The organism is Bradyrhizobium ingae (assembly GCF_055791185.1).
Genome location: NZ_JBVUBB010000011.1, coordinates 150,982 through 176,106, shown reverse-complemented (window position 1 = coordinate 176,106; position 25,125 = coordinate 150,982). Strand labels below are relative to the sequence as shown.

Below are 25,125 nucleotides of genomic sequence, written 5' to 3'. Positions count from 1 at the left end.
GAAGCTCCAATCGGTGGCGGGGTTTTATCCCGCCGCCATCGCCTGCGCGCCGCCGAGCAATTGCGCATTGAGGCGACCGCCGGAGAACAGCATGTCGTCGATCGCCTCGTTGATGTCGGCGGAGATGACGGAATTGCCGCCGTCGCGCGCGAGACTCGCCTGCGCCAGCCGCCGCATCAACTCCTTGATGAAGGCGCAACTCGTGCCCTCGCTGCGGCGGGCCGCCTCGGTGACGACGGCGTCATCGAGCGGCAGGCCCTTGCCGTAGAGCCGAACCAGCTTGCCGCGGCCGATTTCGTCGGGGAGAGGTACTTCGATCGCCTGGTCGATGCGGCCGGGCCGGCCGGCGAGCGCACCTTCGAGGTCCTCGGGCCGGTTGGTGGTCAGCACGAACAGGATGTCTGCGTCCTCCTTCAGCCCGTCCATCTCGTTGAGCAGCTTGTTCAGCAGGGACTCCTCGCACGGCCCCATGTCATCGCGATCGCGGGCGATGAGATCGACGTCCTCGATCACCACCATCGAGGGTTGGAGGAGGCGTGCCAGGCTCATATAGGCGCCAAGCAGCCCTATCTGTTCCGCGGTAATGAGCAGGGTCGTGTGCCCTGGCAAATGGGTCGCGAGATAGCGGATCGTATGCGTCTTGCCCGTGCCTGGCGGGCCGTACAGCAAAATGCCCTTGCGCGTCGACTGGCCGAGCCGACGCAATTGATCGCGGGTGCCGACGAATCTCAGGACGTTGCGATCAAGCAGTCGCAAGGTCTGCTCGGGCAGGATCACCTCGCCGCGTGCGACCGGCGGCAGGCGGTGTACGGTGATGCCGCGCGAGCGGCCGCGATAGTCGCGGTCGGCGTCGAGCGAGAGGATCTTGCCGCGATAGGTGCGCGCGGCCTGCACGGCCTGCTCCAGCTCGCCGAAGCATCGCTGGACGAGGACGGCACCCGCGGCGCCCGTGGGCACGGCGATTTCGATCCGGATCCCGGACTCACGGCCGTATTCGTGATGTGCGCAGAGCAGTACCGCGTAGCGGAGGTCGCCTTGCGTGCACAGCCACAGACCGTTATCAAGGCACTTGACCGGATTCTTCTCGCCAATGTCGACATCGAAATACTGGAGCGGCGCAAGTGCCTGCGCGTGGCGACCGTCGCGCACGAGCCGTGCAATCGACAACGTCTCGTAGCGTTGCTCGTCATTGATGCCGAACAGCCGGCCGGCGGAGCTGAAGAGTTGATCGATGGCCGCCTGGACGTCTGCGCGCATGTGTCCCGGAAATTGGCGGACCGTGGTGACGAGCTTGCTGCGTGGCACACCGGCAAAATGCCGGTCCAGAACCTCGCAGGCATACTCGAATTCCTCTTCTGGCTCACTGCTCGTGTTGACCGCGGCACGCATGCATTCGCTGCACAGCCAGATCGAGCGGCTGCCGAGCCGCACATCGGTGTGCGCCTCGGGTTTGCCGCAAAGCTCGCAAGTCGACTTGACCGGCTCGAGTGTGATCCGTAGGCCGTGACCTGCAAATTGAATGTGCTGGAGCGCGGATTTGAGCAACGCATCGGCGACGGATCGCGGGTAGGGACCGCAACCGACTCGCTGCTCCCGCTCAATCCGGGTCGTCAACGCGACCGCGTCGCGCTCCGACTTGCCGAAAACCCGGCGCAGCAACTCGATCACAAATTCTTCCGGCGTATCTTCGTCGTCGTGAATTACAAGCTGGGCCGGCCCGCTATCGCTGTGCATATCACTCATCATGAAATTAACTCGTGCTACAACTTGTACTTGAATGGAACAAAGAAAGAACACAAAAAGTGGCGGCCGTCAAGCGCGACGGCCGCTCAAAAAACGGACGATCAAGGCCTAGTGCGCCGGCCCGCCCGCTGCCTTGACCTGCCGCGTCAACAGCACGGCGATCGCGGCCAGCACCAGCACCACGCCGATTACGGCGAACGTGTCGGAAAAGCCCATCACCAGGGCCTGACGCTTGACCAGCTTGCCGAGCGCGATGACGGCCTGCTCATGAGCCGCGTTCGGGTCGGGCACGCCGTGGCCGATGAAATAGTTCGTGAGCTGCGCGATGCGTCCGCGGACCTCTTCGCGACCGAGCGTCACCGACTGGCCGATAACGTTGGAGTGGAACTGCTCGCGCTTGGTGACGATGGTCGCGAGCACGGCGGTGCCGATCGCGCCGCCGAGGTTGCGCATCATGTTGGAGATGCCGGAGGCTGCGGGCGCATCCTGCGGCGCGACGCTGCCGAGGCTGAGGGCGGAGAGCGGCGCCAGCGTCAGCGCCTGGCCGATCGCCCGCACGACGTTGGGCGCGAAGAACTGATCGCCCGCATAGTCGAGCGACATCATGATGTTCATGAAGGAGCTCGTGGCGAACAGCAAGAGGCCGACGGTTGCGATATAGCGGGCGTCGAAGCGCTGCATCAGCTTCGGCACCAGAGGAATCAAGAGAAGCTGCGGCAGGCCGGTCCAGGCCAGCACGTTGCCGATCTGCTCCGCATTGTAGCCCTGCACCTGGCCAAGATACGCCGGCAGCAGATAGACCGAGCCGAACAGGGCGAAGCCGAGGAAGACCGCGGCGATCGTGCCGACGCCGAAATTCCATTGCGTCAGCAGCCGCAGGCGCAACAGCGGCTTCTCCACGACCAGCTCGTTGTAGATGAACAGCGCGAGGCTGACGGCGGCGACAATGGCAAGTCGCACGATGAAGGGCGAGCCGAACCAGTCATCCTTGTTGCCCTCCTCGAGCACGGCCTGGAGCGAGGCGAGGCCGACCGCCATGGTGGCGATGCCGAACCAGTCGCCTTCGCGCAGCAGGCCTAGCTGAAGGGGCTGGCGCTCCAGCGTGAAGAACAGCATGGTGACCATGGCCGCGGTCGGCACGACATTGACGAAGAAGATGGTCTGCCAACCATAATTCTCGGTGAGATAGCCGCCGATGGTCGGGCCGATCGCAGGCGCAAAGGTCACGGCGAGCGAGAACATCGCAAGGCCAATCGGCTGTTGTCCCTTGGGCAGCTTGGTGAAGACGAGCGTGAAGGCCATCGGGATCAGCACGCCGCCGAAGAAGCCCTGCAAGCCGCGCATTGCGATCATCGAGGGCAGGTCGTGGGTGAAGGCGCAGGCGACGGAGAATGCCGCAAACAGCGTCGCAAAGCTCAGGATAATGTTGCGGAACGAGAACACGCGCGACAGATAGTCGGTGAGCGGGATGACGATGATCTCGCCGATCAGATAGGACGTCGAGATCCAGGAGCCGTTGTCGACGCCGGTGCCGATGCCGCCCTCGATGTTGAGCAGCGAGGCGTTGGTGATCTGGATGTTCAGGATCGCCATGAAGGCGCCGATCATCGCCGCGAAGACGGCGATCCAGATCGTGGCGCTGGCGCGGTTCGGGTCGGTGGCGACGCGATCAGGCGTCGCGGCCGGAATCGAGCGTGCGGGTGCCGGGATTGTGAGGCTGTTGGACATGGCGCGACCCTCCGGAGGTCTGGTTTGCCTTGGTCTGATTAGTCTTGGGGACACTGGCTGCCAACGCGGCGGGCGCGCTGGAACGCGTCGCAATCCTGGGGATCACCGACATGCCCGGACGCAGCGCGATCGACGGCGCGTTCTCGTTGTCGAGCGCGATCCTGACCGGGATGCGCTGAACCACCTTCGTGAAGTTGCCGGTGGCGTTGTCGGGCGGCAGCAGCGCGAACTCCTGGCCGCTCGCGGGTGCGATGGAATCGACATGGCCGTGCACGACCTGGCCCGGGAACATGTCGACCTCGATGTCGACGGTCTGGCCGGCATGCACGTTGGTGAGCTGGGTCTCCTTGAAGTTGGCGACCACATAGGCGCCGTCGGCCGGCACGATCGACATCAACTGCGTGCCGGCCTGCACGAACTGGCCGACGCGAAGCGTGCGGTTGCCGACCACGCCGTCGATCGGGGAGACGATCATCGTGTAGCCGAGATTGAGCTCGGCCTGGCGCTGCACGGCTTCCGCGCGAGCGAGGGCGGCCCTGGCCTGCACGATCTCGGCCTTCAGCAGATCGACCTGCTTGAGGGCGGAGGCAAGATTGGCGGTGTCGCGCTCGATCGCGGCGTTCGCGCCGGCATCGCGCGCCTGCGCCTGCTGCGCATTCTGCACGCTGCCGAAGCCCGACGCAGCGAGGTCGGTGTAGCGCTTGTTCTCCTGGCTCGCGAAGGTCTTGGTTGCGGTGTCGACGTCGATGGTCGCCCTGGCGGCCGCGATCACCGCCTGCTGAACTTCGAGCTGCGCCTCCTTGCTCGTGATGGTCGCGTGCGCGGCGGCCACGTCCGCGCGGGCCTGGTCGAGCGCGACCTTGAAGTCACGGTCGTCGATCCGGGCCAGCACCTGCCCCGCCTTCACTTGCTCGTTATCGGCGACCGCGACCGCGACGAGGTAGCCGCTGACCTTCGGCGCGATGGTGGTGTTGTCGGCCTTCACATAGGCGTCATCGGTGGAGACGAGGAAGCGGCCCACCGTCCAGTAATCGTAACCGTACCAGCTCGCGCCGGCCAGCGCGGCAGCCGCGGCGCCGGCCAGCAACAGCTTGCGAAGGTTGAGCTTTCTGGCGCGGACGGGCGCCGTTTCGGCAGGCAGCAGGCCCTCCGGCACGCCGGCCGGAATCCCTATGGCTTCGATTTTCGATGGGCTGGTGTGGGCGGTCATGGAGGGCTCCCTGATTTAGGAAACTTGACGGTTTCCAAAATAGGACTAACTTGAAAACTGTCAATGGAATGACAGGCATCATCTAAAAACATGGCTCAGGAAAAATCTTCCGGCGAATGCCGCTCCCGTGGACGGCCGCCACTGCGCGACGACGCCGAGACGCGTCGGATCATCTTCGACGCCGCACGGCACGCTTTTGCCGAGAATGGCTACGCCGCCACCAGCACCGAGGAGCTGGCCCGCCGCGCCGGCATTTCCACCAAAACTCTCTATCGTCTGTTTCCGGCCAAGGCGGCGCTGTTCGAGGCCATGGTTGCCGACCGGCTCGACCGGCAGCTCTCCGACGTCCAGCTCAAGGGCATCGATCACGCCGACATTGCCGAGGCTCTTTCCACGGCGCTGCTCGCCTGCGCCGACCTCGCGCTCGATCCGGAGGTCGTCGCTCTGCAACGCATCGTGCTCCAGGAATCTGCCGCGTTTCCGGACCTTGCCGTCGCCTTCTATCGCAATGGCATTGCGCGCACGGCGGCTGCGCTGGCGCGCTGGCTCCGCGTCCAGGTGAAGGCGGACCGCCTCGTGCTTGACAATGTGGAGGAGGCCGCGGGCATGCTGATAGGCATGGCCGTCTCGGCGCCGCAGCGCGCCGCGATCTATGGTGGCGTGCCGCTGCCACCGCGCAAGGAGATCGAGCGCCGCGTCCGCACCGCCGCCGCTCTTTTCCTGGACGGCTGTCGCGCCCCGGCGACGTGACGCCCTACACAACTTTACAGGCTCGCGGCCTCAAGAGTATTCAGACCAAATTTTCTTGCGCAACAGATGACTGAGAGGAGCCGTCCCATGACGGAGCATGTCCGGACCGAGACGACCAATGGCGTGCTGACGCTGACCCTCGCGCGCCCCGACAAGAAGAACGCGCTGACAGATGCGATGTACGGCAAGCTCGCCGATGCCATCGAGGGCGCCGAGACCGATCCGTCGGCCCGCGTGCTGTTGATCCGTGGTGAGGGTGACATGTTCACGGCCGGCAACGATGTCGGCGAGTTTGCTGCCGTTGCTACGGGCAAATCCGAGGGCAGCCGCAACGTCATCAGGTTCATCCAGTCGCTGGCGCGCTGCACGCGCCCGCTGGTCGCGGCCGTCCAGGGCCGCGCCGTCGGCGTTGGCACCACCATGCTCCTGCATTGCGATCTCGTCGTGCTCGCCGACGATGCGCTGCTGTCGACGCCCTTCGTCAGCCTGGCGCTGGTGCCGGAGGCCGCTTCGAGCCTGTTGATGCCGCTGCGCATCGGTCACGTCCGTGCCTACGAGATGTTCGCGCTCGGCGAGGCCGTGCCGGCGAAGACCGCGCTCGAATGGGGCCTTGCCAACCGCGTCGTGGCGCTCGACAAGCTCGACGCCGAGGCCGCCGCGCTCGCGCAGCGCCTCGCAATGCAGCCTGCCGGTGCGCTGATCGCGACCAAGCGGCTGATGCGCAACGGTGAAGCGCTGGTTGCCCAGATGACGGTCGAAGGCGAGCAGTTCGCTCAGCGCCTGCGCACCGCCGAGGCCCGCGAGGCCTTCACGGCGTTCGCCGAGCGCCGGCCGGCCGATTTCACCAAGGTCGCGTGACGTCGGCTCTGACAGGAGCGTGGCCTTAGGCCGCCATCCGTCTGATCTGATTGAACGAAATGGCTCCCGCACGCGACGAACGGGCATCTAGCCTATGCGGGACCGATGTTGGCATTGCGGATGATGGGTCTGGTCGTGGTGCTCGCTGTGGCGGGGCCGCCGGGCCATGCCCAGTCGCGCGAAGTGAAGTGTCTCGGCGATACCGACCGGCCGCTCAGCGAGCAGCTTGCCGCCTGCACCAAGGCGATCGATGCGGGCGCCTTCACGGGGCACGACCTCGCCGTCGCCCTGTTCAATCGGGGCGTCGTCCGGACGATGAGCGGCGACCTCGACCATGCGCGCCCGGACTTCGATCTGGCCATCCTGACGGATCCCAGCTTCGGCTCGGCCTTCAACGGACGCGGGAATTTTTATCGGCTCAGGGGCGATCTTGACCACGCGCTGTCCGATTTCGAGCAGGCCATTCGTCTTGACCCCAGCGATGCCGAAGCCGTCAACAATCGTGGCACGATCCACATGATGAAGGGCGATCCCGATCGGGCGCTCGCCGACTACGAGACGGCGATCCGCCTCAATCCCAAATACGCCATGGCGGTCGCCAATCGCGGCAAGACCTATCAGGCGAAAGGCGATCTGGAGCACGCTCTCGCCGATTATGGCGAAGCGATCCGGATCGATCCGGCCTATGGCAGCGCCTATGAGAGCCGCGGGAGCATCTATGGCGCCAAGGGTGAACAGGACCGCGCGATTGCTGACTACAACGATGCCATTCGCATCAACCCGAAATCATCGCATGCCTTCTACAACCGCGGCAGTGCCTACTTGATGAAGAACGAACCGGATCGCGCGCTGCCGGACTTTGACGCGGCCATCCGACTCGATCCGACCGACGTCATGAGTCTGCTCAACCGCGGCCTCGTCTACCAGAAGAAGGGCGACCTTGATCGCAGCATCGCGGATTACAGCGCAGCGCTCCGCCTCGATCCCGATGAGGTCTACGCGCTGAACAATCGCGGCATTGCCTGGCGCGACAAGGGCGCTTTCGATCGTGCGATCGCCGACTACGATCAGGCGATCCGACTCGAGCCCGAATTCGTCACGGCCTATTACGGCCGCGGCCGCGCCTTCCAGGACAAGCACGAGCTCGACCGCGCCATCGCGAATTACGACAAGGCGCTCGAACTGCTGCCGACCTACGCGCTTGCGTTGCATTGGCGCGGCGTGGCCAAGCGGGAGAAGGGCGATGTGGCCGGCGGCGATGCGGACATCGCCGCCGCGAAGAAGCTCGAGCCCGATCGGCGCTAGGCCGGCCTCGCGACGTCGGCCGATGCCGACCGCCTTCGCGGCGCGGTGGAAGCCCCCGGTACCGGTCGATCGGCGTAACCCACCAGAACTGAAGTTCCCGCTGCAATCGGCATTGCCGCAGGTGCGCGACCGCGCTAAATGGTAGCGGTACCATTCGCCCGCGGCCGCGCGGGCGGCCCGCCAGAAAGTCGCGGCGAGAACACCAGGGAGTCAGTTTCGATGTCGGCCACGCCCCAAACCAAAGCCCAGCGTCCGTACCGGGGTGTCTTCCCAGTCGCACCGACCATCTTCAATGAGCGTGGCGAACTGGATCTCGAAGGCCAGCGCCGCTGCATCGACTTCATGATCGATGCCGGTTCGAACGGCATCTGCATCCTGGCCAACTTCTCCGAGCAGTTCGTGCTGACCGACGCCGAGCGCGAGACCGTGATGCATGCCGTGCTGGAGCACGTCGCCGGCCGCGTCCCCGTCATCGTCACCACCACCCATTTCTCGTCGGCCGTGTGCGCCGCCCGCAGCAAGCAGGCGGAGGCCGCCGGCGCCGCCATGGTGATGGTGATGCCGCCCTATCACGGCGCGACTTTCCGGGTGCCCGAAAAGGGCATCGTCGAGTTCTTCAAGGCGCTGTCGGCGGCGATCGAGATTCCGATCATGATCCAGGACGCGCCGGTCGCGGGCACGCCGCTGTCGGTCGAACTGCTGGCACGGCTGGCGCGGGAGTTTTCCAATATCCGCTACTTCAAGATCGAGGTCCCCGGCGCTGCCGCAAAGCTGCGCGGCCTGATCGAGGCGGGCGGCAAGGATATTGAAGGCCCGTGGGACGGCGAGGAAGCCATCACCTTGATGGCCGATCTCGACGCCGGCGCCACCGGCGCAATGACCGGCGGCGGCTATCCCGACGGCATCCGCCAGATCATCGATCCCTATTTTGCCGGCAAGCGCGAGGAGGCCAAGGCTGCCTATGAGCGCTGGCTGCCGCTCATCAACTACGAGAACCGCCAGTGCGGCCTGATCGCCTGCAAGGCGATGATGCAGGCCGGCGGCGTGATCAAGTCCGACGCCGTGCGCCACCCCCTGCAACCGCTGCACCCGGCCACGCGCGCAGGCCTGCTCGAACTCGCCAAGGAACGCGACGCGCTGGCGCTGCGCTGGGGGAAGTAGAGCGGTTCTGTCCCCAACGTTGTCCCGGCTTTCGTCGGGACGACGTTGAGTTCTTTAGCGCCTACAAACTCCGCTCGTCGTCCCGGACAAGCGCAGCGCCGATCCGGGACCCATAACCACAGGCTTTGGTTGTTGCGAAGACTTGTGGTTATCCGCGCGCGCAACAACTTCTCCCCGGGGTTATGGGTCCCCGCCTCCGCGGGGACGACACCGAGTGTGAGGTAGCGATCGAGCCCGTCTCTCGCCAGCCCCATTCGACCAAGCGTCGAATTGGCGCGCTTCGGTGCGGTTTCGCGCGGCTGTACGATGACGTAGTCTTCCCGGGCCAACCAGGCCTGCGGAGCGTCTCGAGACATCACGCGTCAGCACTTCATTATGCCGTTATCCCGAGCCAGGTTGGTGCAAGCCGACGCAAACAGGGAGGCAGTGCCATGACAATGCGGCCAGATCCGACCTTCCACGCATCGCCAAGACTCGCGATGGAAGCACCGCCCGAAAACTTCGCCTATACGCTGCTGCTCAGCCCGGATTTCTCCAAGCCCGACGCACTTGCTGTGATCGACGTCAGGCCGGGATCGCCGACCTACAGCCAGATCGTCCATACCGTGACGATGCCGAACAAGGGCGACGAGTTTCATCACTTCGGCTGGAATGCCTGCTCTTCGGCATTGTCTCCGCTCGCCGGGCATGCCTTCATCGAGCGGCGCTATCTCATCATTCCCGGGCTTCGCTCGTCGCGCATCTACATCATCGACACCAAGCCCGATCCGACCAAGGCGAAGATTCACAAGGTCATCGAGCCGGAGGAGGTGTTCAAGAAGACCGGCTACTCACGCCCCCATACCATCCATTGCGGCCCGGACGGCATCTACGTCAGCACGCTCGGCGGTGGCGGCAAGGATGGCACCAGCGGGCCTCCCGGCGTCTTCATCATGGACTGCGAGACGTTCGAGGTGCTCGGCCGCTGGGAGATCGATCGCGGCCCGCAGACGCTGCATTATGACTTCTGGTGGAATCTGCCGCGCGATTACATGGTGACGAGTGAGTGGGGCCTGCCGCCGCAGTTCGAGAACGGCATCGTTCCCGAGGATCTGCTGTCGAACAAATACGGCCATCGGCTCCATTTCTGGGATCTCCGCGCCCGGCGCAACGTCCAGACCATCGACCTCGGTGCCAACCATCAGATGGCGCTCGAGGTGCGGCCCGCGCACGACCCGGTTCGTGAATATGGCTTTGCCGGCGTGGTGGTCGATACCACCAATCTGGAAGGCTCGATCTGGACCTGGTGGCGCGAAGGCGGAAAATTCCACGCCGAGAAGACGGCGACGATCCCGCCGGAGCCTGCAGCCAAAGAAAAGCTTCCGCCGCTCCTGCAGGGCTTTGGTGCTGTGCCACCACTCGTGACCGACATCGATCTGTCGATGGACGACCGGTTCCTCTACGTTTCCTGCTGGGGCACCGGCGAGATGCGCCAGTACGACGTCAGCGATCCCCGGAAACCCAAGCTTGCGGGCTCGGTGTACACCGGAGGCATCGTGCGCTGCGCGTCGCATCCGAACGGCAAGGCATATGCGGGTGGCCCGCAGATGGTCGAGATCAGCCGTGACGGCAAGCGGGTATACTGGACCAATTCGCTCTACTCGACCTGGGACGACCAGTTCTATCCCGATGGCGTTCCCGGCGTCGAAGTGATGGCCAATGTCGGTCGCAACGGCGGCCTCGAGCTCGCCAGCGATTATTTCGTGAGCTTCCCGGAAGGATATCGGGCTCATCAGGTCAGGCTTGAAGGCGGCGACTGTTCGACGGATTCCTTTTGCTATCCGTCGGCCTAGGAGAGGCGAGCCGGACACTTGCCTGGCTCTGGCTCGCGCTCCTTGCGAGCGGCATCTATCACGGACTTAATCCGGGAATGGGATGGCCGCTCGCGGTGTCGGCGGGGCTCATGGAAAAAAGCCCACGTGCGCTGTTCGGCGCGCTGGGCGCTCTGTCGGCCGGCCACCTGCTCGCAACGTTCCTGGTGTTGCTGCCGTTCGCGCTGCTGCTGGCGCTGGCCGAGTGGCAGCGTCCGATCCAGCTCGGCGCGAGCTTTCTCGTGATCGGGTTCGGCATCTTTCGTCTGGTCGATCGCCGTCATCCGCGGACACTGGCGCGGATCCCGCCAACGCGGTTGGCCCTGTGGTCGTTTGCCGTCGCCATCGCCCATGGTGCCGCGTTGATGCTGGTGCCGATCTATCTCGGATTGTGCCAGGCCGCCGACCTTGACGCGGCCCACCAGGCGGCCGGCGCTCTCGTCACGGCAAATCTTGCCACGGCTGTGCTGGTTTCGCTGGCGCACGTCGTTGCGATGGTGATCGCGGGCGGTTGCCTTGCGTGGCTGGTCTACCGCTATCTCGGTCTCAAGTTCGTATCGCGAAGCTGGTTCAATCTGGATGCCGTCTGGGCCGTGAGCCTCGTCCTGGTTGGCGGCGCTGCCCTTGCGTTCAATCTCGCAGGCTGGCGATGAGGCGGAGCGAAGACCTATCACCGTCACCCTGAGGTGGCCGCGAAGCGGCCCTCGAAGGGCGACGGCCCCGCGGCATCCCGGCCGTCCATCCTTCGAGGCTCGCTACGCGAGCGCCTCAGGATGACGGGACCGGCAGCGCGCCCATCGACCTATCTTATCAACGGCCACTCTCCGATGATGTGAAAGCGTGCCCCTGCGGTTTCCTGTCGGAACAGCGCGATGCGGTCGATCGCAAGCGTTTCGAGCTGCAGGGTGGCAAACCGCTTCCGCAGCATGTCGACGATGGGCCCGCGTCGGTCCGCATCGAGCCTGCCCGTGAGCGTCATGTGGAAGCGGAATTCTTCCATGACGTAAGGGTAGCCCCAGCGATCGAGATAATCGCGCTGCCGCTCGGGCAGCTTGTCCGGGTTGCGCCTCGCGCGATCCTCCGCCGTCAGCGGTGCACGAAACGCATCGAAGTCGCGCACGCAATCGGCGGCGAGCCGTGTCAATTCGCTGACCGGTTCAGCCGGGATCACCGCGATAAAGCCGCTGATGGAATCGACGATTGGACGAATCACGGGGATCGGCCGCGGCTTGCCGGAAAACGCTGCGCACGCAGCAACCAGCTCGGCCTCGGCCTTGCCCGACGCGAGCGCCATCGGCGCTTTCAGCGTGCCGTGAAAACCATATTTGCGGGGATCGGCCGTGACGTCGTTCCAATCGGCCGCAAGGTCGAGTGCCTCTGCGGGGAAAGGCAACTGACGGCTGCTATGGGCATCATAGCCAAGCAGCTCGGCGCCGAAGCGCGACAGCGTGCTGTCGGCATCGGCGGCGTAGTAGATCGCGTAGCGGGGAAAGCCTGTCATTGCGTCAGATATAGCGGGTTTAGACGGCGGCGACAGCCTCGCGCGGCGCTGCGGCTGAGCCGAGCAGGCGCGTGGCATCGGTGAGATGCACCAGCCTGCCGGCGGCAATGACCGCGACCACCCGCGGCCGCAGCGGCACGGTGTCGTCGACCAGCAGGATGTCGGCGCGCCGTCCCTCCTTGATCACACCGCGATCGGACAGGCCTGCGGCCTCTGCCGGTGCTTCCGAGATCAGCTTCCAGGCGTGCGCCAGCGGAAGCACGCCATCGGCTGCGAGCCGGAACGCGGCGAGCAGTTGCGCCGGATAGTAATAGTCCGAGGCCAGCACCGAGCAGAGCCCTTTGGCGATCATGTCGGACGCCCTGGTCCAACCGGTGTGGCTGCCGCCACGCACCACGTTCGGCGCGCCATAGATGATGGCGTCGCCGGCCTCTGCTGCCGCGCGCGCCGTCTCTTCGTTGACCGGAAACTCGGCGATCGCAGCACCCATGTCCCGATACGCCTTGCGCATCGCCGGCGTCGCATCGTCATGCGAGAGCATCCGCACCTCGGCCGCGCGGGCCGCCGCGGCAAGCCGCGCCGTCGTCGCCGGGACGTCCGCTGCGCGCGCAGCGACACGACCGACCAGCTCTTCAAAAGCCGCGTCGGACAATCCGGTCCGGTCAACCAGGCGGCCGCGTTTGTTCGGCTTTGAGAGATCGCGGATAGTCGAAGCCATGTGATCGTTGAAGGCGAACAGATCGATCCGCCCTTCGGCGAGCCATTGGCCGAGCTCGTCCTCGGCGTCGAGATTGTAGGTCTCGTGCCGCAGATGGAAGCGGGTGTCGGCAGCAAATTGCGGGCGCAGCCGCTCGATCGCCTCCAGCAGGCGCCGCGCATTGTCGCCGGAGCGCAAGCCCGGCTCCCACGACCAGGTCGTGCCATGGAAGACGGTGGTGATGCCGTTGCTGACGGCCTGCCGGTCGCTGTCGGCGAGCGCCACGTCGATCGGGAAGTCGACCCCCGGACGCGGCATCATCTGCCGCTCGAAGGCATCGCCATGCAGGTCGACGATGCCCGGCAGGACCAAAAGATTGCGAGCGTCGATCGCAAGTGGCGCGCGTGTGCGGCCGCGATCGATCGCTGCGATATCCTGCCCGGACACGACGAGTGAGGCTTCGACGATCTCCGAGCCGATCAGGGCCCGGCCGCCTTCAAGGAGGATTTCGGTCACGCGGGGACGCTTCGCTGGCTGGGGGAGGACTGGTTGGCAACGAGCCGTGCTTCGTACTTTGCGAGGAAATCTTCAATCCCAAGCTTGCGGAAATCGGGCAGGGCGTCGCGCAAGCTTTCGTGATCCCAGTCCCACCAGGCGAGCCTTGCCAGCCGGCCGGCGATCTCGTCGGAGAAGCGCCGCCGGACCGGGCGGGCCGGATTGCCGGCGACGATCGTGTAGGCGGGCACGTCCTTGGTGACGATGGCGCCCGCGGCCACCACCGCGCCGGTGCCGATATTGCGGCCCGGCAGCACGATCGCGCCATGGCCGATCCAGACGTCATGGCCGATATGAACGTGGTGCTGGCGTCGCCAGTCGAAGAACTCGGCATCGTCGCTCTCGCCCGGAAAATACGCGCTCGCACGATACGTGAAATGCGCCTGGCTGGCGCGCTGCATCGGGTGATTGCCGGGATTGATGCGCGTCATCGCCGCGATCGAGCAGAATTTTCCGATCGTCGTGTAAGTGATCTGCGAATCGTTCACGACATACGAATAGTCGCCCATCGTCACCTCGTGCAGGATCGTGCGCGCGCCGACCTCGCAATAGGCGCCGAGCTTGATCTCGTGCAGCGTGGCCGTGGGATCGATGGTCGGTTGGACCGAAAGCGTTTTGGCGACCATGGTGCATCCGTCAACTGGGGGAGCATTCGTCTTCGAGCGGCTCGATGACGATGTCATGACGCAGAGATGACAGGGGACGGTGTGCGTAGCATCGCCGCACCGCGCCGTCCCCGTCACACAAATGTAAAGCGCCGGAGTTAGCGGTTGGGCCCAGCTGGTCGGGAGCCCCTGCATGCTGGTAGTTGAAGGTCTGACGTGCCGCTTCGGCACAAAAGCCGCGGTGGACGGTGCTTCGTTTGAAATCGCCCCAGGCGGTTTTGTCGGCGTGATCGGACGTTCCGGCGCCGGAAAGTCGACCTTGCTGCGGACCATCAATCGCCTGGTGACGCCAACGGAGGGACGCATCCTGTTCGATGGCGTCGATGTCACCGCGCTGCGCGGCAAGGAGCTGCGGCAATGGCGCGCCCGTGCGGCGATGATCTTCCAGCAGTTCAATCTTGTCGGCCGGCTCGACGTGCTCACCAATGTGCTGATGGGACGTCTTGCTGCAATGCCGGCCTGGCGCTCGCTGACGCAGGCCTGGCTCGAGGAAGACACGGCGCTGGCGATGTCGGCGCTCGAGCAGTTCGATATGGCCTCGCTCGCTGCCCAACGCACCGATCAGCTTTCCGGCGGCCAGCAGCAGCGGGTCGCGATCGCCCGCGCGCTGGTGCAGCAGCCTGATCTGATCCTCGCCGATGAGCCGATCGCTTCGCTCGATCCGCGCAACACCAAGATCGTGATGGATGCGCTCTTACGCATCAACAAGCATTTCGGCATCACCGTGATCTGCAACCTGCATTCGCTCGATCTGGCGCGCAGCTATTGCGATCGCCTGATCGGGATGGCTGCGGGCCGGGTGGTGTTCGATGGCGCGCCGTCGGCGCTCACCGAGCACGTCGCGCGCGAGCTCTACGATCTCGAAGCCAGCGAAGTCATGGGCGGCCTGCCGTTGCCCGTCCCCGAGGCCGTCCCAGCGTTCGGTACGGCTGCCGCGGCCTGAGCCGCGACCCAAGTTCTGCGTTCACCGCGTCCAACCGATCAAGAGGGTATCATGATCACTCGTCGCATCGTCCTTGCCGGCGCCGCCGCGCTGGCCTTCTCCGCTTCCGCTTCCGCCGAGGACTGGAAAGCCAAATATCCTGAGCTGACTTTTGCGGTTGTCCCGGCCGAGAACGCCTCGGGCGTAACCGACCGTTGGGCCCCGTTCATGAGCTATCTCTCGAAGGAACTTGGCGTGAAGGTCACGCTGCGGATCGCGAACGACTACGCCGCGGTGATCGAAGGTCAGCGCGCCGGCAACATCCAGATCGCAAGTTATGGGTCGGCCTCGTTTGCGCGCGCACGGCTGACTGGCGTCAAGACGGACGCCTTTGCGAGCGATCTGAACGCGGACGGCGGTACGGGCTATTACTCGGTGTTCTTCGTCAAGACGAGCAGCCCCTACAAAGGCATCGACGACCTGAAAGGCAAGAATCTCGGCCTGGTCGATCCGAATTCGACCTCAGGCAACAACGTGCCGCGCTTTGAGCTCGACAAGATGGGCATCTCGGATGTCGACACGTATTTCAGCAAGGTCGTCTTCACCGGCAGCCATGAGAACGCGATCCTCGCCTTGGCGCAGGGCACGGTCGATGTTGCCGCCAACCAGTGGACCAGCGACGACGATTCGACGCTGGCGCAGATGCTGACCAAGGGCATGCTGAAGAATGCCGACGGCTCGCCGATGAAGAGGGAAGATTTCCGCATCATCCACAAGTCGGCGCCGATCATTGGACCGAACATGTATGCATACAGTTCCGATCTTCCCGATGACCTGAAGGCTGCGATCGCCAAGGCATTCTTCGACTCGCCCACCAAGGACAAGGCTGCGTTCGACCGGTTGTCCGACGGCCAGAAGAAGGGGTTTCATCCCGCAACCACCAAGGACTGGGATGGCACGATCGAACTGATCAAGTTCGTCGATGCGCTAAGAAAGAAGAAGGCGTCCTGATCAAAGGGACGACGTAACTCGAGCCGGGTCGTTCGACCCGGCTCTTTCTCTGATGGGCCACGGTCACTGCCTCCATGACCATCGCGGTTTCGCTTCTTCCCGAGCAGCAATTGGCGGCGCTGAACGCGGCCTATCGCCAGGCGGTGGCGCGCAAGCGCGCGCGGTTATTGGCCGGCGGCATGGTGTTCATTGCTGCGCTGATGCTCGCCGCGATCGGGGCCGAAGTGAACTTGCGGACGCTCTTCACGTATTTCGGCAACTTCGTCAGCTATTTCGACCGTATCCTCACCCTCGACAGCGGCCAGCGCGTCTGGACCGATCCCGGCGAGTGGCTGTGGGGCTGGTACAAATGGGGCAAGCTGCTCGGCGAGACGCTGCTGATCAGCTATGTCGGCACGCTGATCGGCGCGGTCTGCGCCTTCTGCCTGAATTTTCTCGCGGCTGAGAACACCTCGCCGGCGCCCTGGTTGCGCTTTACTGTTCGCCGCCTGCTCGAATTCGCTCGCACCGTGCCGGGCATCGTATTCGCGCTGATCTTCGTCATGGCCTTCGGGCTCGGGCCGATGGCCGGTGTGCTCGCGATAGCCATTCATTCCACCGGCGCGCTCGGCAAGCTGTTCGCCGAGATCGTGGAGAATGCCGACATGAAGCCGGTCGAAGGCGTGCGCTCGACCGGAGCGAGCTGGCTGTCCTGCATGCGCTTTGCCGTGCTGCCGCAGGTCTCCGCCGGCTATGTCAGCTACGCGCTGCTGCGCTTCGAGATCAATGTCCGTGAATCCTCGGTGATGGGTTTCGTCGGCGCCGGCGGCATCGGCCAGGAGCTCGTGGTCGCGATCCGCAAGTTCTACTACTCCGACGTCAGCGCCATCCTGTTGATGATCGTGCTCACCATCTTCATCATCGACATCACCACCGGCTGGTTGCGCGCGCGCCTGTTCGGCAGGGATGCACGGCCATGAAGGAAGTCGAGAAACCCGACGCTGCAGCGCTGCGGACGAAATACCCCGATGTCTTCGAGCGCCCGGCGGCTGCGCGTCTGGCGACGCCGGCCATGATCGTGGCGGCGCTCGCCTTGTTCGTCTTCGGTCTCAACGATCTCGGTTTCGAGCCGGCAAAGTTCATCGCGGGCCTCAAGCAGCTCGGCTGGATCACCATGATGATGGTCCCGCCGGACCCCGGAACGTCGCTGCCGCTCTATCTGAAGGCGCTCGGCGAGACGCTGTCGATCGCGCTGCTCGGCACCACGCTGGCCGCAACGCTGGCGCTGCCGGTTTCCCTGCTCGCGGCGCGCAACGTCGTGCCGCCGAACATCATCCGCTTTCCGGTGCGGCGCTTCCTTGATTCGATCCGCGGCGTCGATACCCTGATCTGGGCGCTGGTCTGGATCAATGTCGTCGGCCTCGGCCCGTTCGCCGGTGTGCTCGCGATCATGGTCTCGGACTTTGGTGCACTCGGAAAGCTGTTTTCCGAGGCGATCGAGGCGGCCGACAAGAAGCAGGTCGAGGGCATCAGGGCATCGGGCGGCAATGCCTTGCACGAGATTCGCTTCGGCCTGATGCCGCAGGTGCTGCCGGTCATCGCCGGCCAGGTGCTCTACTTCATCGAATCGAACACCCGCTCGGCCAGCATCATCGGCATCGTCGGTGCGGGCGGCATCGGCCTTCAGCTCGCCGAGCAGATCCGCGTGCTGGAATGGCAGAAGGTATCGTTCCTCGTCCTGATGATCCTGGTCGCTGTCGCCGCGATTGATTTCATTTCCGGCAAGGTGCGCTTCGCCATCATCGGACGGCGGGCGGTGGCGTAGGTCGCGAACTCTTCCTTCTCCCCTTGCGGGAGAAGGTGGCGCGAAGCGCCGGATGAGGGGTTCTATCCGCGAACTTAACTGCAAGCGATACGCGCGGACAGAGGCCCCTCATCCGGATCGCATCTGGCGATGCGACCCGACCTCGCCCGCAAGGGGAGAGGTGCACCGTCCGCGTGGTGACACGTTCACCCGTTCTCCACCAAAAACTCCACCCGCTCCGCCGCAAAGCGTGAGCGCTTGGTCACCAGCGGCTTGCCGTCGGGGTCGACGTCGGTCGAATCGACCACCAGGATCGGACGACCCAGCGCGAGATCAAGCCGCGCGGCGTCGGTTGCGTCGACAATGCCGGCGGTGATCCTGGTCGAGCCGCGGCGGTAGTCGCGGACGCCGTAATGCGCGAGCAGCTTCGTCATCGAGCGCGTGGCGGCGAACACCGCACCCGCATCGGGAAAGAGTTCGGCCGACAGCCAGGACGTCGAGACGCAGATCGGCGTGCGGTCGGCAAAGCGCACGGATTCGATCCGGACCAACCGCGCGCCGGTCTTTACGCCGAGTTCTCGTGCCAACTCCCGGCTCGCCACGTCCTCCGACGCCTCGATCAACTGCCCGCGCGGCTCGCGGCCGCCGGCGCCGACGATCTCCGAGAAGCGCGTGCGCGAGCGCAAGGGATAGGCGAGCTTCTGCGCCTCGACATAGGTGCCGCTGCCGCGCTCGGCGCGCACCAGGCCGCGCTCGGCGAGCGCCGCCAGCGCGCGCCGCACCGTATGGCGGTTCACGCGATAGGTCTCGGCGATCTCCATCTCGCCCGGCAACTTTTCGCCCGCTGCAAAGCGGCCGTCGGCGATGCCGCGCTCGATGCCGTCGGCGACCAGGCGCCACAGCGCGACGCCGGAGGAGGCAGTGTCCTGAAGGCTCATGTCGACGACAAGCCCATCTCCAAAATCACACGATTGTCACGAAACAGTCATGGCGCTTCATTATCAAGTTGTCTATTATCATAGACAACTTGAATCCGGCAAGCCTGGTGAATGATTTGAACCCGCAACATAGCCTCAAGACCCGGCGCAAGGCGGCGATGGCCGTGCTGGTGCATGCGGACGCAGATGATATTGCCGGCCGCCTTCGCGCTATCGCGTTGCCGCGGCATGACGATCTGCGTGTGCCCGAGAACGGCCTCGTGATGCTGCGCGGCCGCGTCGGCGGCGATGGCGCACCGTTCAACCTGGGCGAGGCCACCGTGTCGCGCGCCGCGGTGCGGCTTGCGAGCGGCGAGGTCGGCTTCGGCTATACGCTCGGCCGCGACGGTGCGAAGGCGCGGCTCATCGCCCTCTGCGACGCGCTCGTGCAGTCGGAAGAGTTCGCGGGGGCCATCGAGCGGGATGTCGTTGCGCCCTTGCGCGCGGACCTGCACGCGCGACAGGCGCAGTGTGCCGCGCAAACGGCGGCGACGAAGGTTGATTTCTACACCATGGTGCGCGGTGAGGGGTGAGGCCATGACCACGATTGCGGAACTGCCGCCGGGTTTCGCGGACAAAGTGTTGTCGGCGCAATCGACCTTTCGCTCGGTCATGAATGCGATGGCGCGGCCGGGCTCGGTGCAGCGCATCGTGCCGGTCGCGGGCACGCCCGGTCCCATGATGCGCGGCACGGCGGCGATCGCGCTGACGCTGTTCGATCACGATACGCCGCTTTGGCTCGATGCGCGCATGTCGGAGAGCTCCGATGTCCTGAAATGGCTGAAGTTCCACACCGGCGCGCCGGTGATCCAGAATCCTTCGGTCGCGAGCTTTGCGCTGGTCGCCGATGCTGCCGCGCTTCCTTCGCTCGAGCGGTTTGCGCTCGGCAGCAATGAGTATCCGGATCGCTCGACCACCTTGATCCTGCAGGTGGAAAGCCTCAACGCGGGGGCCGCCTTCGAGCTCCGTGGCCCTGGCATCGACGGTGTGACGATCCTTCAGGCGGCGCTCAGGCCTATCGACCTGTTCGAGCGCCTGCGCATCAACGAGCCGCTGTTTCCGCGCGGCATCGACGTCGTGCTGGTCGCCGATGACGACGTGGTTGCGATCCCGCGCACCACGCGGGTCGTGAACAAGGGAAGTTGAAGTATGTATGTCGCAGTCAAAGGCGGCGAACGTGCCATCGAGAACGCCCATCGCCTGCTGGCGCATGTGCGGCGTGGCGAGCAGAGCGTGCCCGAAATTTCGCTCGACCAGATCTCCGAGCAGCTTGGCCTTGCCGTCGATCGCGTCATGAGCGAAGGCTCGCTCTATGACCGCGAGCTTGCGGCGCTCGCGATCAAGCAGGCGCGCGGCGACCTGATCGAGGCGATCTTCCTGGTCCGCGCCTTCCGCGCCACCCTGCCGCGCTTCGGCGCAAGCGAGCCGGTCGACACCGGCGCCATGCGGGTGCAGCGGCGGGTGTCCTCGACGTTCAAGGACATTCCGGGCGGGCAAATTCTTGGCCCGACCTTCGACTATACGCATCGCCTGCTCGATCCGACGCTGGCCGAGGGATTTGTGCCCGAGGCGCCGGCGACCGCCGAAGCCTCGCCCGCGGCCACGCCGCGCGTGACGGACATTCTGGGGCGCGACGGGCTGATCGAGGCCTCGCCGCACGCTGAAAAAGGCGCAAGCGTCGGCGATCTCACGCGCGAGCCCCTCAACTTCCCCGCCGACCGCGACCTGCGCCTGCAAAATCTCGCGCGCGGCGACGAAGGCTTTCTGCTGGCGATGGGTTACTCGACCCAGCGCGGCTACGGCCGCAACCATCCCTTCGCCGGCGAGATCCGCTTCGGCGAGGTCGAGGTCGAATTCTTCGCCGAGGACGTCGGCTTCGCCGTGCCGCTCGGCGCGATCGAGCTCACCGAATGCCAGATGGTCAACCAGTTCAAGGGCTCGGCCGCGGAAGCGCCGTGCTTCACCCGCGGCTATGGCCTCGCTTTCGGCCAGAGCGAGCGCAAGACCATGTCGATGGCGCTGGTCGATCGCGCGCTTCGGGCGCGCGAGCTCGGCGAGGAGGTGCTCGCACCGGCGCAGGACGAGGAATTCGTGATGTCGCATTCCGACAACGTCCAGGCGACCGGCTTCGTCGAGCATCTGAAGCTACCGCACTATGTCGACTTTCAGTCCGAGCTTGGCCTGCTGCGCAAGCTGCGTCAGGAATTTGCCGAGGCCAATGATGCCGGGCCGATGAAGGAGGCCGCGGAATGAACGCGCCCGCCTACAACTTCGCCTATCTCGACGAGCAGACCAAGCGGATGATCCGCCGCGCGATCCTGAAGGCGATCGCGATCCCCGGCTATCAGGTCCCGTTTGCGAGCCGCGAAATGCCGATGCCCTATGGCTGGGGCACCGGCGGCGTGCAGGTCACGGCCGCGATCCTCGGGCCGGACGATGTGCTGAAGGTGATCGACCAGGGCTCCGACGACACCACCAACGCGATCTCGATCCGGAAATTCTTCGCCAAGACCGCCGGCGTTGCGACGACGACGGCGACGATCGATGCGACCGTGATCCAGACCCGTCACCGCATTCCCGAGACGGCTCTCGGCGAGAACCAGGTGCTGGTCTACCAGGTGCCGATCCCTGAACCCCTGCGCTTCCTCGAGCCGCGCGAGACTGAGACGCGTCGCATGCATGCGCTTGCCGAATACGGCCTGATGCACGTCAAGCTCTATGAGGACATCGCGCGCTTCGGCCATATCGCAACGGCCTACGCCTATCCGGTGAAGGTGAACGCCCGCTACGTGATGGACCCGTCGCCGACCCCGAAATTCGACAATCCCAAGATGGACAATTGCCCGGCGCTGCAGCTTTTCGGCGCCGGCCGCGAGAAGCGCATCTATGCGATCCCGCCTTACACGCAGGTAGTGTCGCTCGATTTCGAGGATCATCCCTTCGAGCCCTATCGCTTCAACGCGCCCTGTGCGCTCTGCAACGCCGAGAATTCGTATCTCGACGAGATCGTCACCGACGACAAGGGCGGACGCATGTTCGTGTGTTCCGACACCGACTTCTGCGAGGAGCGTCAGACGGCTGGCCATCACGGCAACCTGAGCGCCGCGCCATACAAGGAGACGGCGCAAAGGGAATCAAATGGCTGAGCATGTGCTTGAGACCGATCAACCGCTGCTGGTCGCGGACGCCCTGAGCAAATCCTACGGCAGGATCGCGGCCTGTCGCGATGTCTCCTTCGCGCTCTATCCAGGCGAGGTGTTGGCGATCGTCGGCGAATCCGGCTCGGGCAAGTCGACGCTGCTCCAGCTCCTGTCGGGCCAGCTTGCCCCGAGCGGTGGCCGCGTGTCCTACCGGATGCGCGACGGCGTCACGCGGGATCTCACCACGCTCGGCGAAGCCGAGCGACGCTTTCTGTTCCGCACCGATTGGGGCTATGTGCATCAGGACCCCGCGCAGGGCTTGCGCATGGCTGTCTCCGCCGGCGCCAACGTCGGCGAGCGGCTGATGGCTGTGGGATGGAATCACTACGGCCGCATCCGCGACACCGCCTCGAACTGGCTGGAGCGCGTCGAGATCGACGTCGCACGCATCGATGATGCGCCGCGGACCTATTCCGGCGGCATGCGCCAGCGTCTGCAGATCGCCCGCAACCTCGTCACCGAGCCGCGCCTCGTCTTCATGGATGAGCCGACCGGCGGCCTCGATGTTTCCGTGCAGGCGCGCCTGCTGGACCTCCTGCGCAACCTGGTTGCCGAACTTCACCTCGCCGTCATCATCGTCACCCACGATCTCGCGGTCGCGCGCCTGCTGTCGCACCGCGTGATGGTGATGAAGGGCGGCCGCGTCATCGAGACGGGTCTCACCGACCAGGTGCTCGACGACCCGCGCGAGCCCTATACTCAACTCCTCGTCTCCTCGATTCTGCCGCCATGAGCCGCCCGATGACTGCCATGATCGACGTCGCCGACGCGCAAAAGACCTTTACGATGCACCTCCAGGGTGGCGTCGAACTGCCCGTGGTGCGAGGCGTGACCTTCCACGTCGATCCGGGCGAATGCGTCGTGCTGTCCGGTCCGTCCGGTGCGGGCAAGTCGTCGATCCTGAAGATGATCTTCGGCAATTACCGCTGCGACGGCGGCCGCATCGGCATCCGTCATCGCGGCACGCTGATTGATCTTGCCAGCGCCGAGCCGCGGCAGATCCTCAACGTCCGGCGCGATACGATCGGCTATGTCAGCCAGTTCCTGCGCGCGGTGCCGCGCGTTGCGACCATCGACGTCGTCGCCGAACCGCTGATCGCGAGCGGCGTGGCGCGGCTGGATGCACAACGGCGCGCGGGCGCGCTTCTGCGTCGCCTCAACATCCCCGAGCGCCTCTGGCAGCTTCCGCCCGCGACTTTCTCCGGCGGCGAGCAGCAGCGCGTCAATATCGCGCGCGGCTTCATTCCGGAGCTGCCGATCCTGCTGCTGGACGAGCCGACCGCTTCGCTCGACGCCGCCAACCGCGCCGTGGTCGTCGAGCTGATCGCAGAGAAAAAGCGCAGGGGCACAGCCATGGTCGCGATCGTCCATGATGACGAGATCCGCCATCTGATCGCCGACCGCATCGTCGACGTCACCAGCTTTGCCGCCGCGGCCTGAAGGACCTGGAAATGAACGTGAAGCCGAATGAAACCGTGATCGCCAACGCCAGGATCGTGCTGGCCGACAGCGTGATCGAGCAGGGCTGGATCGCTCTTGCAAACGGGCGTATCGCCGAGATCGGGGAGGGCAGGGCGCCCGCGGGAGCCGAGAACGCCGGCGGCGATCTCATCACGCCGGGCCTGATCGAGCTGCACACCGATCATCTCGAAGCGCACTACGTGCCACGCCCAAAGGTGTTCTGGGATCCCGTCGCCGCCGTCATCTCCTATGACGGGCAGCTCGCGACCTCAGGCATCACCACGGTGCTGGACTCGCTGCGGGTCTGGCGCGAGGACGGCGCGGAGGAGGTCGATGGTCGTGCCGGCACGCTGGCGGCTGCGATCACCACGGCGCGCGCGCACGACCTCTTGCGTGCCGATCACTTCCTGCATCTGCGCTGCGAAGTCCCGATGCCGAGCGTGGTCGAGGAAGCCAGGGAGCTGATCGATCGCCCCGACGTGCGGCTGATGTCGCTGATGGACCACACGCCCGGCCAACGCCAGTTCCGCGACGAGGTCAAGCTGCGCGACTACTATCGCGGCAAGGGCGGTGGCATGACCGACGCGCAGCTCGATGAGCTCTTTGCCAGACGCTTTGCGTACCAGCGGACCTATGCCGCCACCAACATGCGCGAGATTGTCGCGCTGGCGCAGGAATACGGGATTCCGCTCGCAAGCCATGACGACACCACCGAGGAGAATGTCACCGACGCGGTTCGAGACGGTGTCGCGGTCGCGGAGTTTCCGACAACGGTGGAAGCTGCGCGCGGCCTGCATGCTGCCGGCATTGACATCCTGATGGGCGCGCCGAACGTCGTGCGCGGCGGCTCGCATTCCGGCAACATCGCCGCCGTGGATCTCGCACGCGAGGGTCTCCTGGACATCCTGTCGTCCGACTACATTCCGTCGAGCCTCCTGATGGCCGCGCTGCAACTGCCGCAGCATGTGCCGGCGATCAGCCTTCCGGCCGCGATCTGCACAGTGACAAAGGCGCCGGCCGAGGCCGTTGGGCTCACCGACCGAGGCGAGATCGCGGTCGGCAAGCGCGCCGATCTGATCCGCGTTCATGTCGCCGGCAGCGTTCCGGTGGTCCGCAGCGTCTGGCGGGAAGGAGGGCGCGTCGCATGAGCGAGAGCCCGTCGATTGCACCACAGCAGGCCGCCGCGATCGGGCCCGGACGACTGGTCCTGATCGTCGGTCCCAGCGGCGCCGGCAAGGATACGCTGCTTGGTCTTGCCAAGGCCGCCCTCGCTGAAGATCACGATGTGGTCTTTCCGCGCCGGATCGTGACACGGGAGGCGTCCGCCGCCGAGGACAATGTGTCCGTGACTCCCGACGAATTCCGCCGCGGACTCGATCGCGGCGATTTCGCTGCGCATTGGGAGGCGCATGGCCTCTCATACGCGCTGCCGATCGAGATCAACGGCGACATCCGCGCCGGCCGCACGGTCGTCGTCAACGTCTCGCGCACGGTGATTGGTGCGCTGCGCCAGGCCTATGCCAACGTCGTGCTGGTCGCGATCACGGCACCGCCGGACGTTCTTGCCCAGCGTCTCGCTGCGCGGGCGCGCCGCAGCGATGGCAATATCCGGGAGCGGCTCGAACGCCAGGTCGACGAAGCTGCGGCGCATGCCGACGTCACGATTGTCAATGCCGGCAACGCCGATTATCACGGCCGTCAGCTCGTCCGGGTGATCCGCAACGAATGCTGGCGCGAGTAGCAAGGGA

General features: G+C 65.2%; 25 protein-coding genes. 18 read left to right on the top strand and 7 right to left on the bottom strand.

Features of this window, described 5'->3' with window-relative positions:
* Window positions 1-24 precede the first annotated feature (24 nt).
* The 3 genes from ACV1FX_RS18835 to ACV1FX_RS18825 all read right to left on the bottom strand — a co-directional run bounded on the left by ACV1FX_RS18835 (window position 25) and on the right by ACV1FX_RS18825 (window position 4,681).
* Complete coding sequence (locus ACV1FX_RS18835; RefSeq protein WP_473119040.1) at window positions 25-1,746, bottom strand: ATP-dependent Clp protease adaptor ClpS; 1,722 nt, start codon at window positions 1,744-1,746, stop codon at window positions 25-27.
* A gap of 105 nt (window positions 1,747-1,851) precedes the next feature.
* Window positions 1,852-3,471 carry an MDR family MFS transporter gene (locus ACV1FX_RS18830; RefSeq protein ID WP_473119039.1) on the bottom strand — a complete coding sequence of 540 codons (1,620 nt, stop codon included), beginning with the start codon at window positions 3,469-3,471 and terminating at the stop codon, window positions 1,852-1,854.
* Window positions 3,413-4,681, bottom strand: a complete 1,269-nt coding sequence (locus ACV1FX_RS18825; RefSeq protein WP_473119038.1) for an HlyD family secretion protein — start codon at window positions 4,679-4,681, stop codon at window positions 3,413-3,415. The genes ACV1FX_RS18830 and ACV1FX_RS18825 overlap by 59 nt, the downstream gene beginning before the upstream one ends.
* A gap of 90 nt (window positions 4,682-4,771) precedes the next feature.
* On the opposite strand from ACV1FX_RS18825, the gene ACV1FX_RS18820 reads away from it, so the two are divergent.
* From ACV1FX_RS18820 to ACV1FX_RS18795, 6 genes are all read left to right on the top strand, one after another.
* Complete coding sequence (locus tag ACV1FX_RS18820) at window positions 4,772-5,431, top strand: TetR/AcrR family transcriptional regulator (protein ID WP_473119037.1); 660 nt, start codon at window positions 4,772-4,774, stop codon at window positions 5,429-5,431.
* Window positions 5,432-5,518: 87 nt separating this feature from the next.
* Window positions 5,519-6,289, top strand: coding sequence for an enoyl-CoA hydratase (locus tag ACV1FX_RS18815; protein ID WP_473119036.1), 771 nt, complete (start codon window positions 5,519-5,521; stop codon window positions 6,287-6,289).
* Window positions 6,290-6,394: 105 nt separating this feature from the next.
* Window positions 6,395-7,594 (top strand): tetratricopeptide repeat protein, encoded by a 1,200-nt coding sequence (locus ACV1FX_RS18810; RefSeq protein WP_473119035.1) that lies wholly within the window; start codon window positions 6,395-6,397, stop codon window positions 7,592-7,594.
* Between the two features lie 219 nt (window positions 7,595-7,813).
* Window positions 7,814-8,755: a dihydrodipicolinate synthase family protein gene (locus ACV1FX_RS18805; protein ID WP_473119034.1), complete on the top strand. Its 942-nt coding sequence runs from the start codon at window positions 7,814-7,816 to the stop codon at window positions 8,753-8,755.
* Between the two features lie 431 nt (window positions 8,756-9,186).
* Entirely contained in the window at window positions 9,187-10,587 is a 1,401-nt protein-coding gene (locus ACV1FX_RS18800) for a selenium-binding protein SBP56-related protein (protein WP_473119033.1), read from the top strand.
* A gap of 77 nt (window positions 10,588-10,664) precedes the next feature.
* On the top strand, window positions 10,665-11,258 hold the full coding sequence (locus ACV1FX_RS18795) for a hypothetical protein (RefSeq protein ID WP_473119062.1): 594 nt from the start codon (window positions 10,665-10,667) through the stop codon (window positions 11,256-11,258).
* 149 nt (window positions 11,259-11,407) lie between these two features.
* On the opposite strand, the gene ACV1FX_RS18790 is transcribed toward ACV1FX_RS18795, so the two are convergent.
* From ACV1FX_RS18790 to ACV1FX_RS18780, 3 genes are read right to left on the bottom strand one after another with little or no spacing between them, the layout of a single operon-like run.
* Window positions 11,408-12,106, bottom strand: coding sequence for a DUF1045 domain-containing protein (locus ACV1FX_RS18790; RefSeq protein ID WP_473119032.1), 699 nt, complete (start codon window positions 12,104-12,106; stop codon window positions 11,408-11,410).
* 19 nt (window positions 12,107-12,125) lie between these two features.
* Window positions 12,126-13,319 (bottom strand): alpha-D-ribose 1-methylphosphonate 5-triphosphate diphosphatase, encoded by a 1,194-nt coding sequence (locus ACV1FX_RS18785; RefSeq protein ID WP_473119031.1) that lies wholly within the window; start codon window positions 13,317-13,319, stop codon window positions 12,126-12,128.
* Entirely contained in the window at window positions 13,316-13,984 is a 669-nt protein-coding gene (locus ACV1FX_RS18780; RefSeq protein WP_473119030.1) for a transferase hexapeptide repeat family protein, read from the bottom strand. The genes ACV1FX_RS18785 and ACV1FX_RS18780 overlap by 4 nt, the downstream gene beginning before the upstream one ends.
* Window positions 13,985-14,156: 172 nt before the next feature.
* On the opposite strand from ACV1FX_RS18780, the gene phnC reads away from it, so the two are divergent.
* The 4 genes from phnC to phnE (ACV1FX_RS18760) all read left to right on the top strand — a co-directional run bounded on the left by phnC (window position 14,157) and on the right by phnE (ACV1FX_RS18760) (window position 17,760).
* Window positions 14,157-14,966, top strand: coding sequence for a phosphonate ABC transporter ATP-binding protein (phnC, locus tag ACV1FX_RS18775; protein WP_473119029.1), 810 nt, complete (start codon window positions 14,157-14,159; stop codon window positions 14,964-14,966).
* A 51-nt stretch (window positions 14,967-15,017) separates the two neighbouring features.
* Window positions 15,018-15,956: a phosphonate ABC transporter substrate-binding protein gene (gene phnD / locus ACV1FX_RS18770; RefSeq protein WP_473119028.1), complete on the top strand. Its 939-nt coding sequence runs from the start codon at window positions 15,018-15,020 to the stop codon at window positions 15,954-15,956.
* A gap of 74 nt (window positions 15,957-16,030) precedes the next feature.
* Window positions 16,031-16,915, top strand: a complete 885-nt coding sequence (phnE, locus tag ACV1FX_RS18765; protein WP_473119027.1) for a phosphonate ABC transporter, permease protein PhnE — start codon at window positions 16,031-16,033, stop codon at window positions 16,913-16,915.
* Entirely contained in the window at window positions 16,912-17,760 is an 849-nt protein-coding gene (gene phnE, locus ACV1FX_RS18760; protein WP_473119026.1) for a phosphonate ABC transporter, permease protein PhnE, read from the top strand. Before phnE (ACV1FX_RS18765) ends, phnE (ACV1FX_RS18760) begins: the two co-directional genes overlap by 4 nt.
* Window positions 17,761-17,945: 185 nt before the next feature.
* Here phnE (ACV1FX_RS18760) and phnF read toward each other — a convergent pair whose 3' ends face one another.
* Window positions 17,946-18,677: a phosphonate metabolism transcriptional regulator PhnF gene (gene phnF, locus ACV1FX_RS18755; protein ID WP_284271210.1), complete on the bottom strand. Its 732-nt coding sequence runs from the start codon at window positions 18,675-18,677 to the stop codon at window positions 17,946-17,948.
* A 158-nt stretch (window positions 18,678-18,835) separates the two neighbouring features.
* On the opposite strand from phnF, the gene phnG reads away from it, so the two are divergent.
* Genes phnG through phnN form a run of 8 tightly spaced genes read left to right on the top strand, consistent with a single transcriptional unit; the run spans window position 18,836 to window position 25,118 of the window.
* The gene (gene phnG / locus ACV1FX_RS18750) at window positions 18,836-19,249 is read left to right on the top strand and encodes a phosphonate C-P lyase system protein PhnG (RefSeq protein WP_473119061.1); all 414 of its coding nucleotides are present in this window, start codon (window positions 18,836-18,838) and stop codon (window positions 19,247-19,249) included.
* Window positions 19,250-19,253: 4 nt separating this feature from the next.
* Window positions 19,254-19,862 (top strand): phosphonate C-P lyase system protein PhnH, encoded by a 609-nt coding sequence (gene phnH, locus ACV1FX_RS18745; RefSeq protein ID WP_473119025.1) that lies wholly within the window; start codon window positions 19,254-19,256, stop codon window positions 19,860-19,862.
* Between the two features lie 3 nt (window positions 19,863-19,865).
* Window positions 19,866-20,969: a carbon-phosphorus lyase complex subunit gene (locus ACV1FX_RS18740; RefSeq protein WP_473119024.1), complete on the top strand. Its 1,104-nt coding sequence runs from the start codon at window positions 19,866-19,868 to the stop codon at window positions 20,967-20,969.
* Window positions 20,966-21,862, top strand: coding sequence for an alpha-D-ribose 1-methylphosphonate 5-phosphate C-P-lyase PhnJ (locus ACV1FX_RS18735; protein WP_473119023.1), 897 nt, complete (start codon window positions 20,966-20,968; stop codon window positions 21,860-21,862). Before ACV1FX_RS18740 ends, ACV1FX_RS18735 begins: the two co-directional genes overlap by 4 nt.
* Window positions 21,855-22,649 (top strand): phosphonate C-P lyase system protein PhnK, encoded by a 795-nt coding sequence (gene phnK, locus ACV1FX_RS18730; RefSeq protein ID WP_473119022.1) that lies wholly within the window; start codon window positions 21,855-21,857, stop codon window positions 22,647-22,649. Before ACV1FX_RS18735 ends, phnK begins: the two co-directional genes overlap by 8 nt.
* 8 nt (window positions 22,650-22,657) lie before the next feature.
* On the top strand, window positions 22,658-23,356 hold the full coding sequence (gene phnL / locus ACV1FX_RS18725; protein ID WP_473119021.1) for a phosphonate C-P lyase system protein PhnL: 699 nt from the start codon (window positions 22,658-22,660) through the stop codon (window positions 23,354-23,356).
* 11 nt (window positions 23,357-23,367) lie between these two features.
* On the top strand, window positions 23,368-24,525 hold the full coding sequence (locus ACV1FX_RS18720) for an alpha-D-ribose 1-methylphosphonate 5-triphosphate diphosphatase (protein WP_473119020.1): 1,158 nt from the start codon (window positions 23,368-23,370) through the stop codon (window positions 24,523-24,525).
* The gene (phnN, locus tag ACV1FX_RS18715) at window positions 24,522-25,118 is read left to right on the top strand and encodes a phosphonate metabolism protein/1,5-bisphosphokinase (PRPP-forming) PhnN (RefSeq protein WP_473119019.1); all 597 of its coding nucleotides are present in this window, start codon (window positions 24,522-24,524) and stop codon (window positions 25,116-25,118) included. Before ACV1FX_RS18720 ends, phnN begins: the two co-directional genes overlap by 4 nt.
* Window positions 25,119-25,125: the final 7 nt, after the last annotated feature.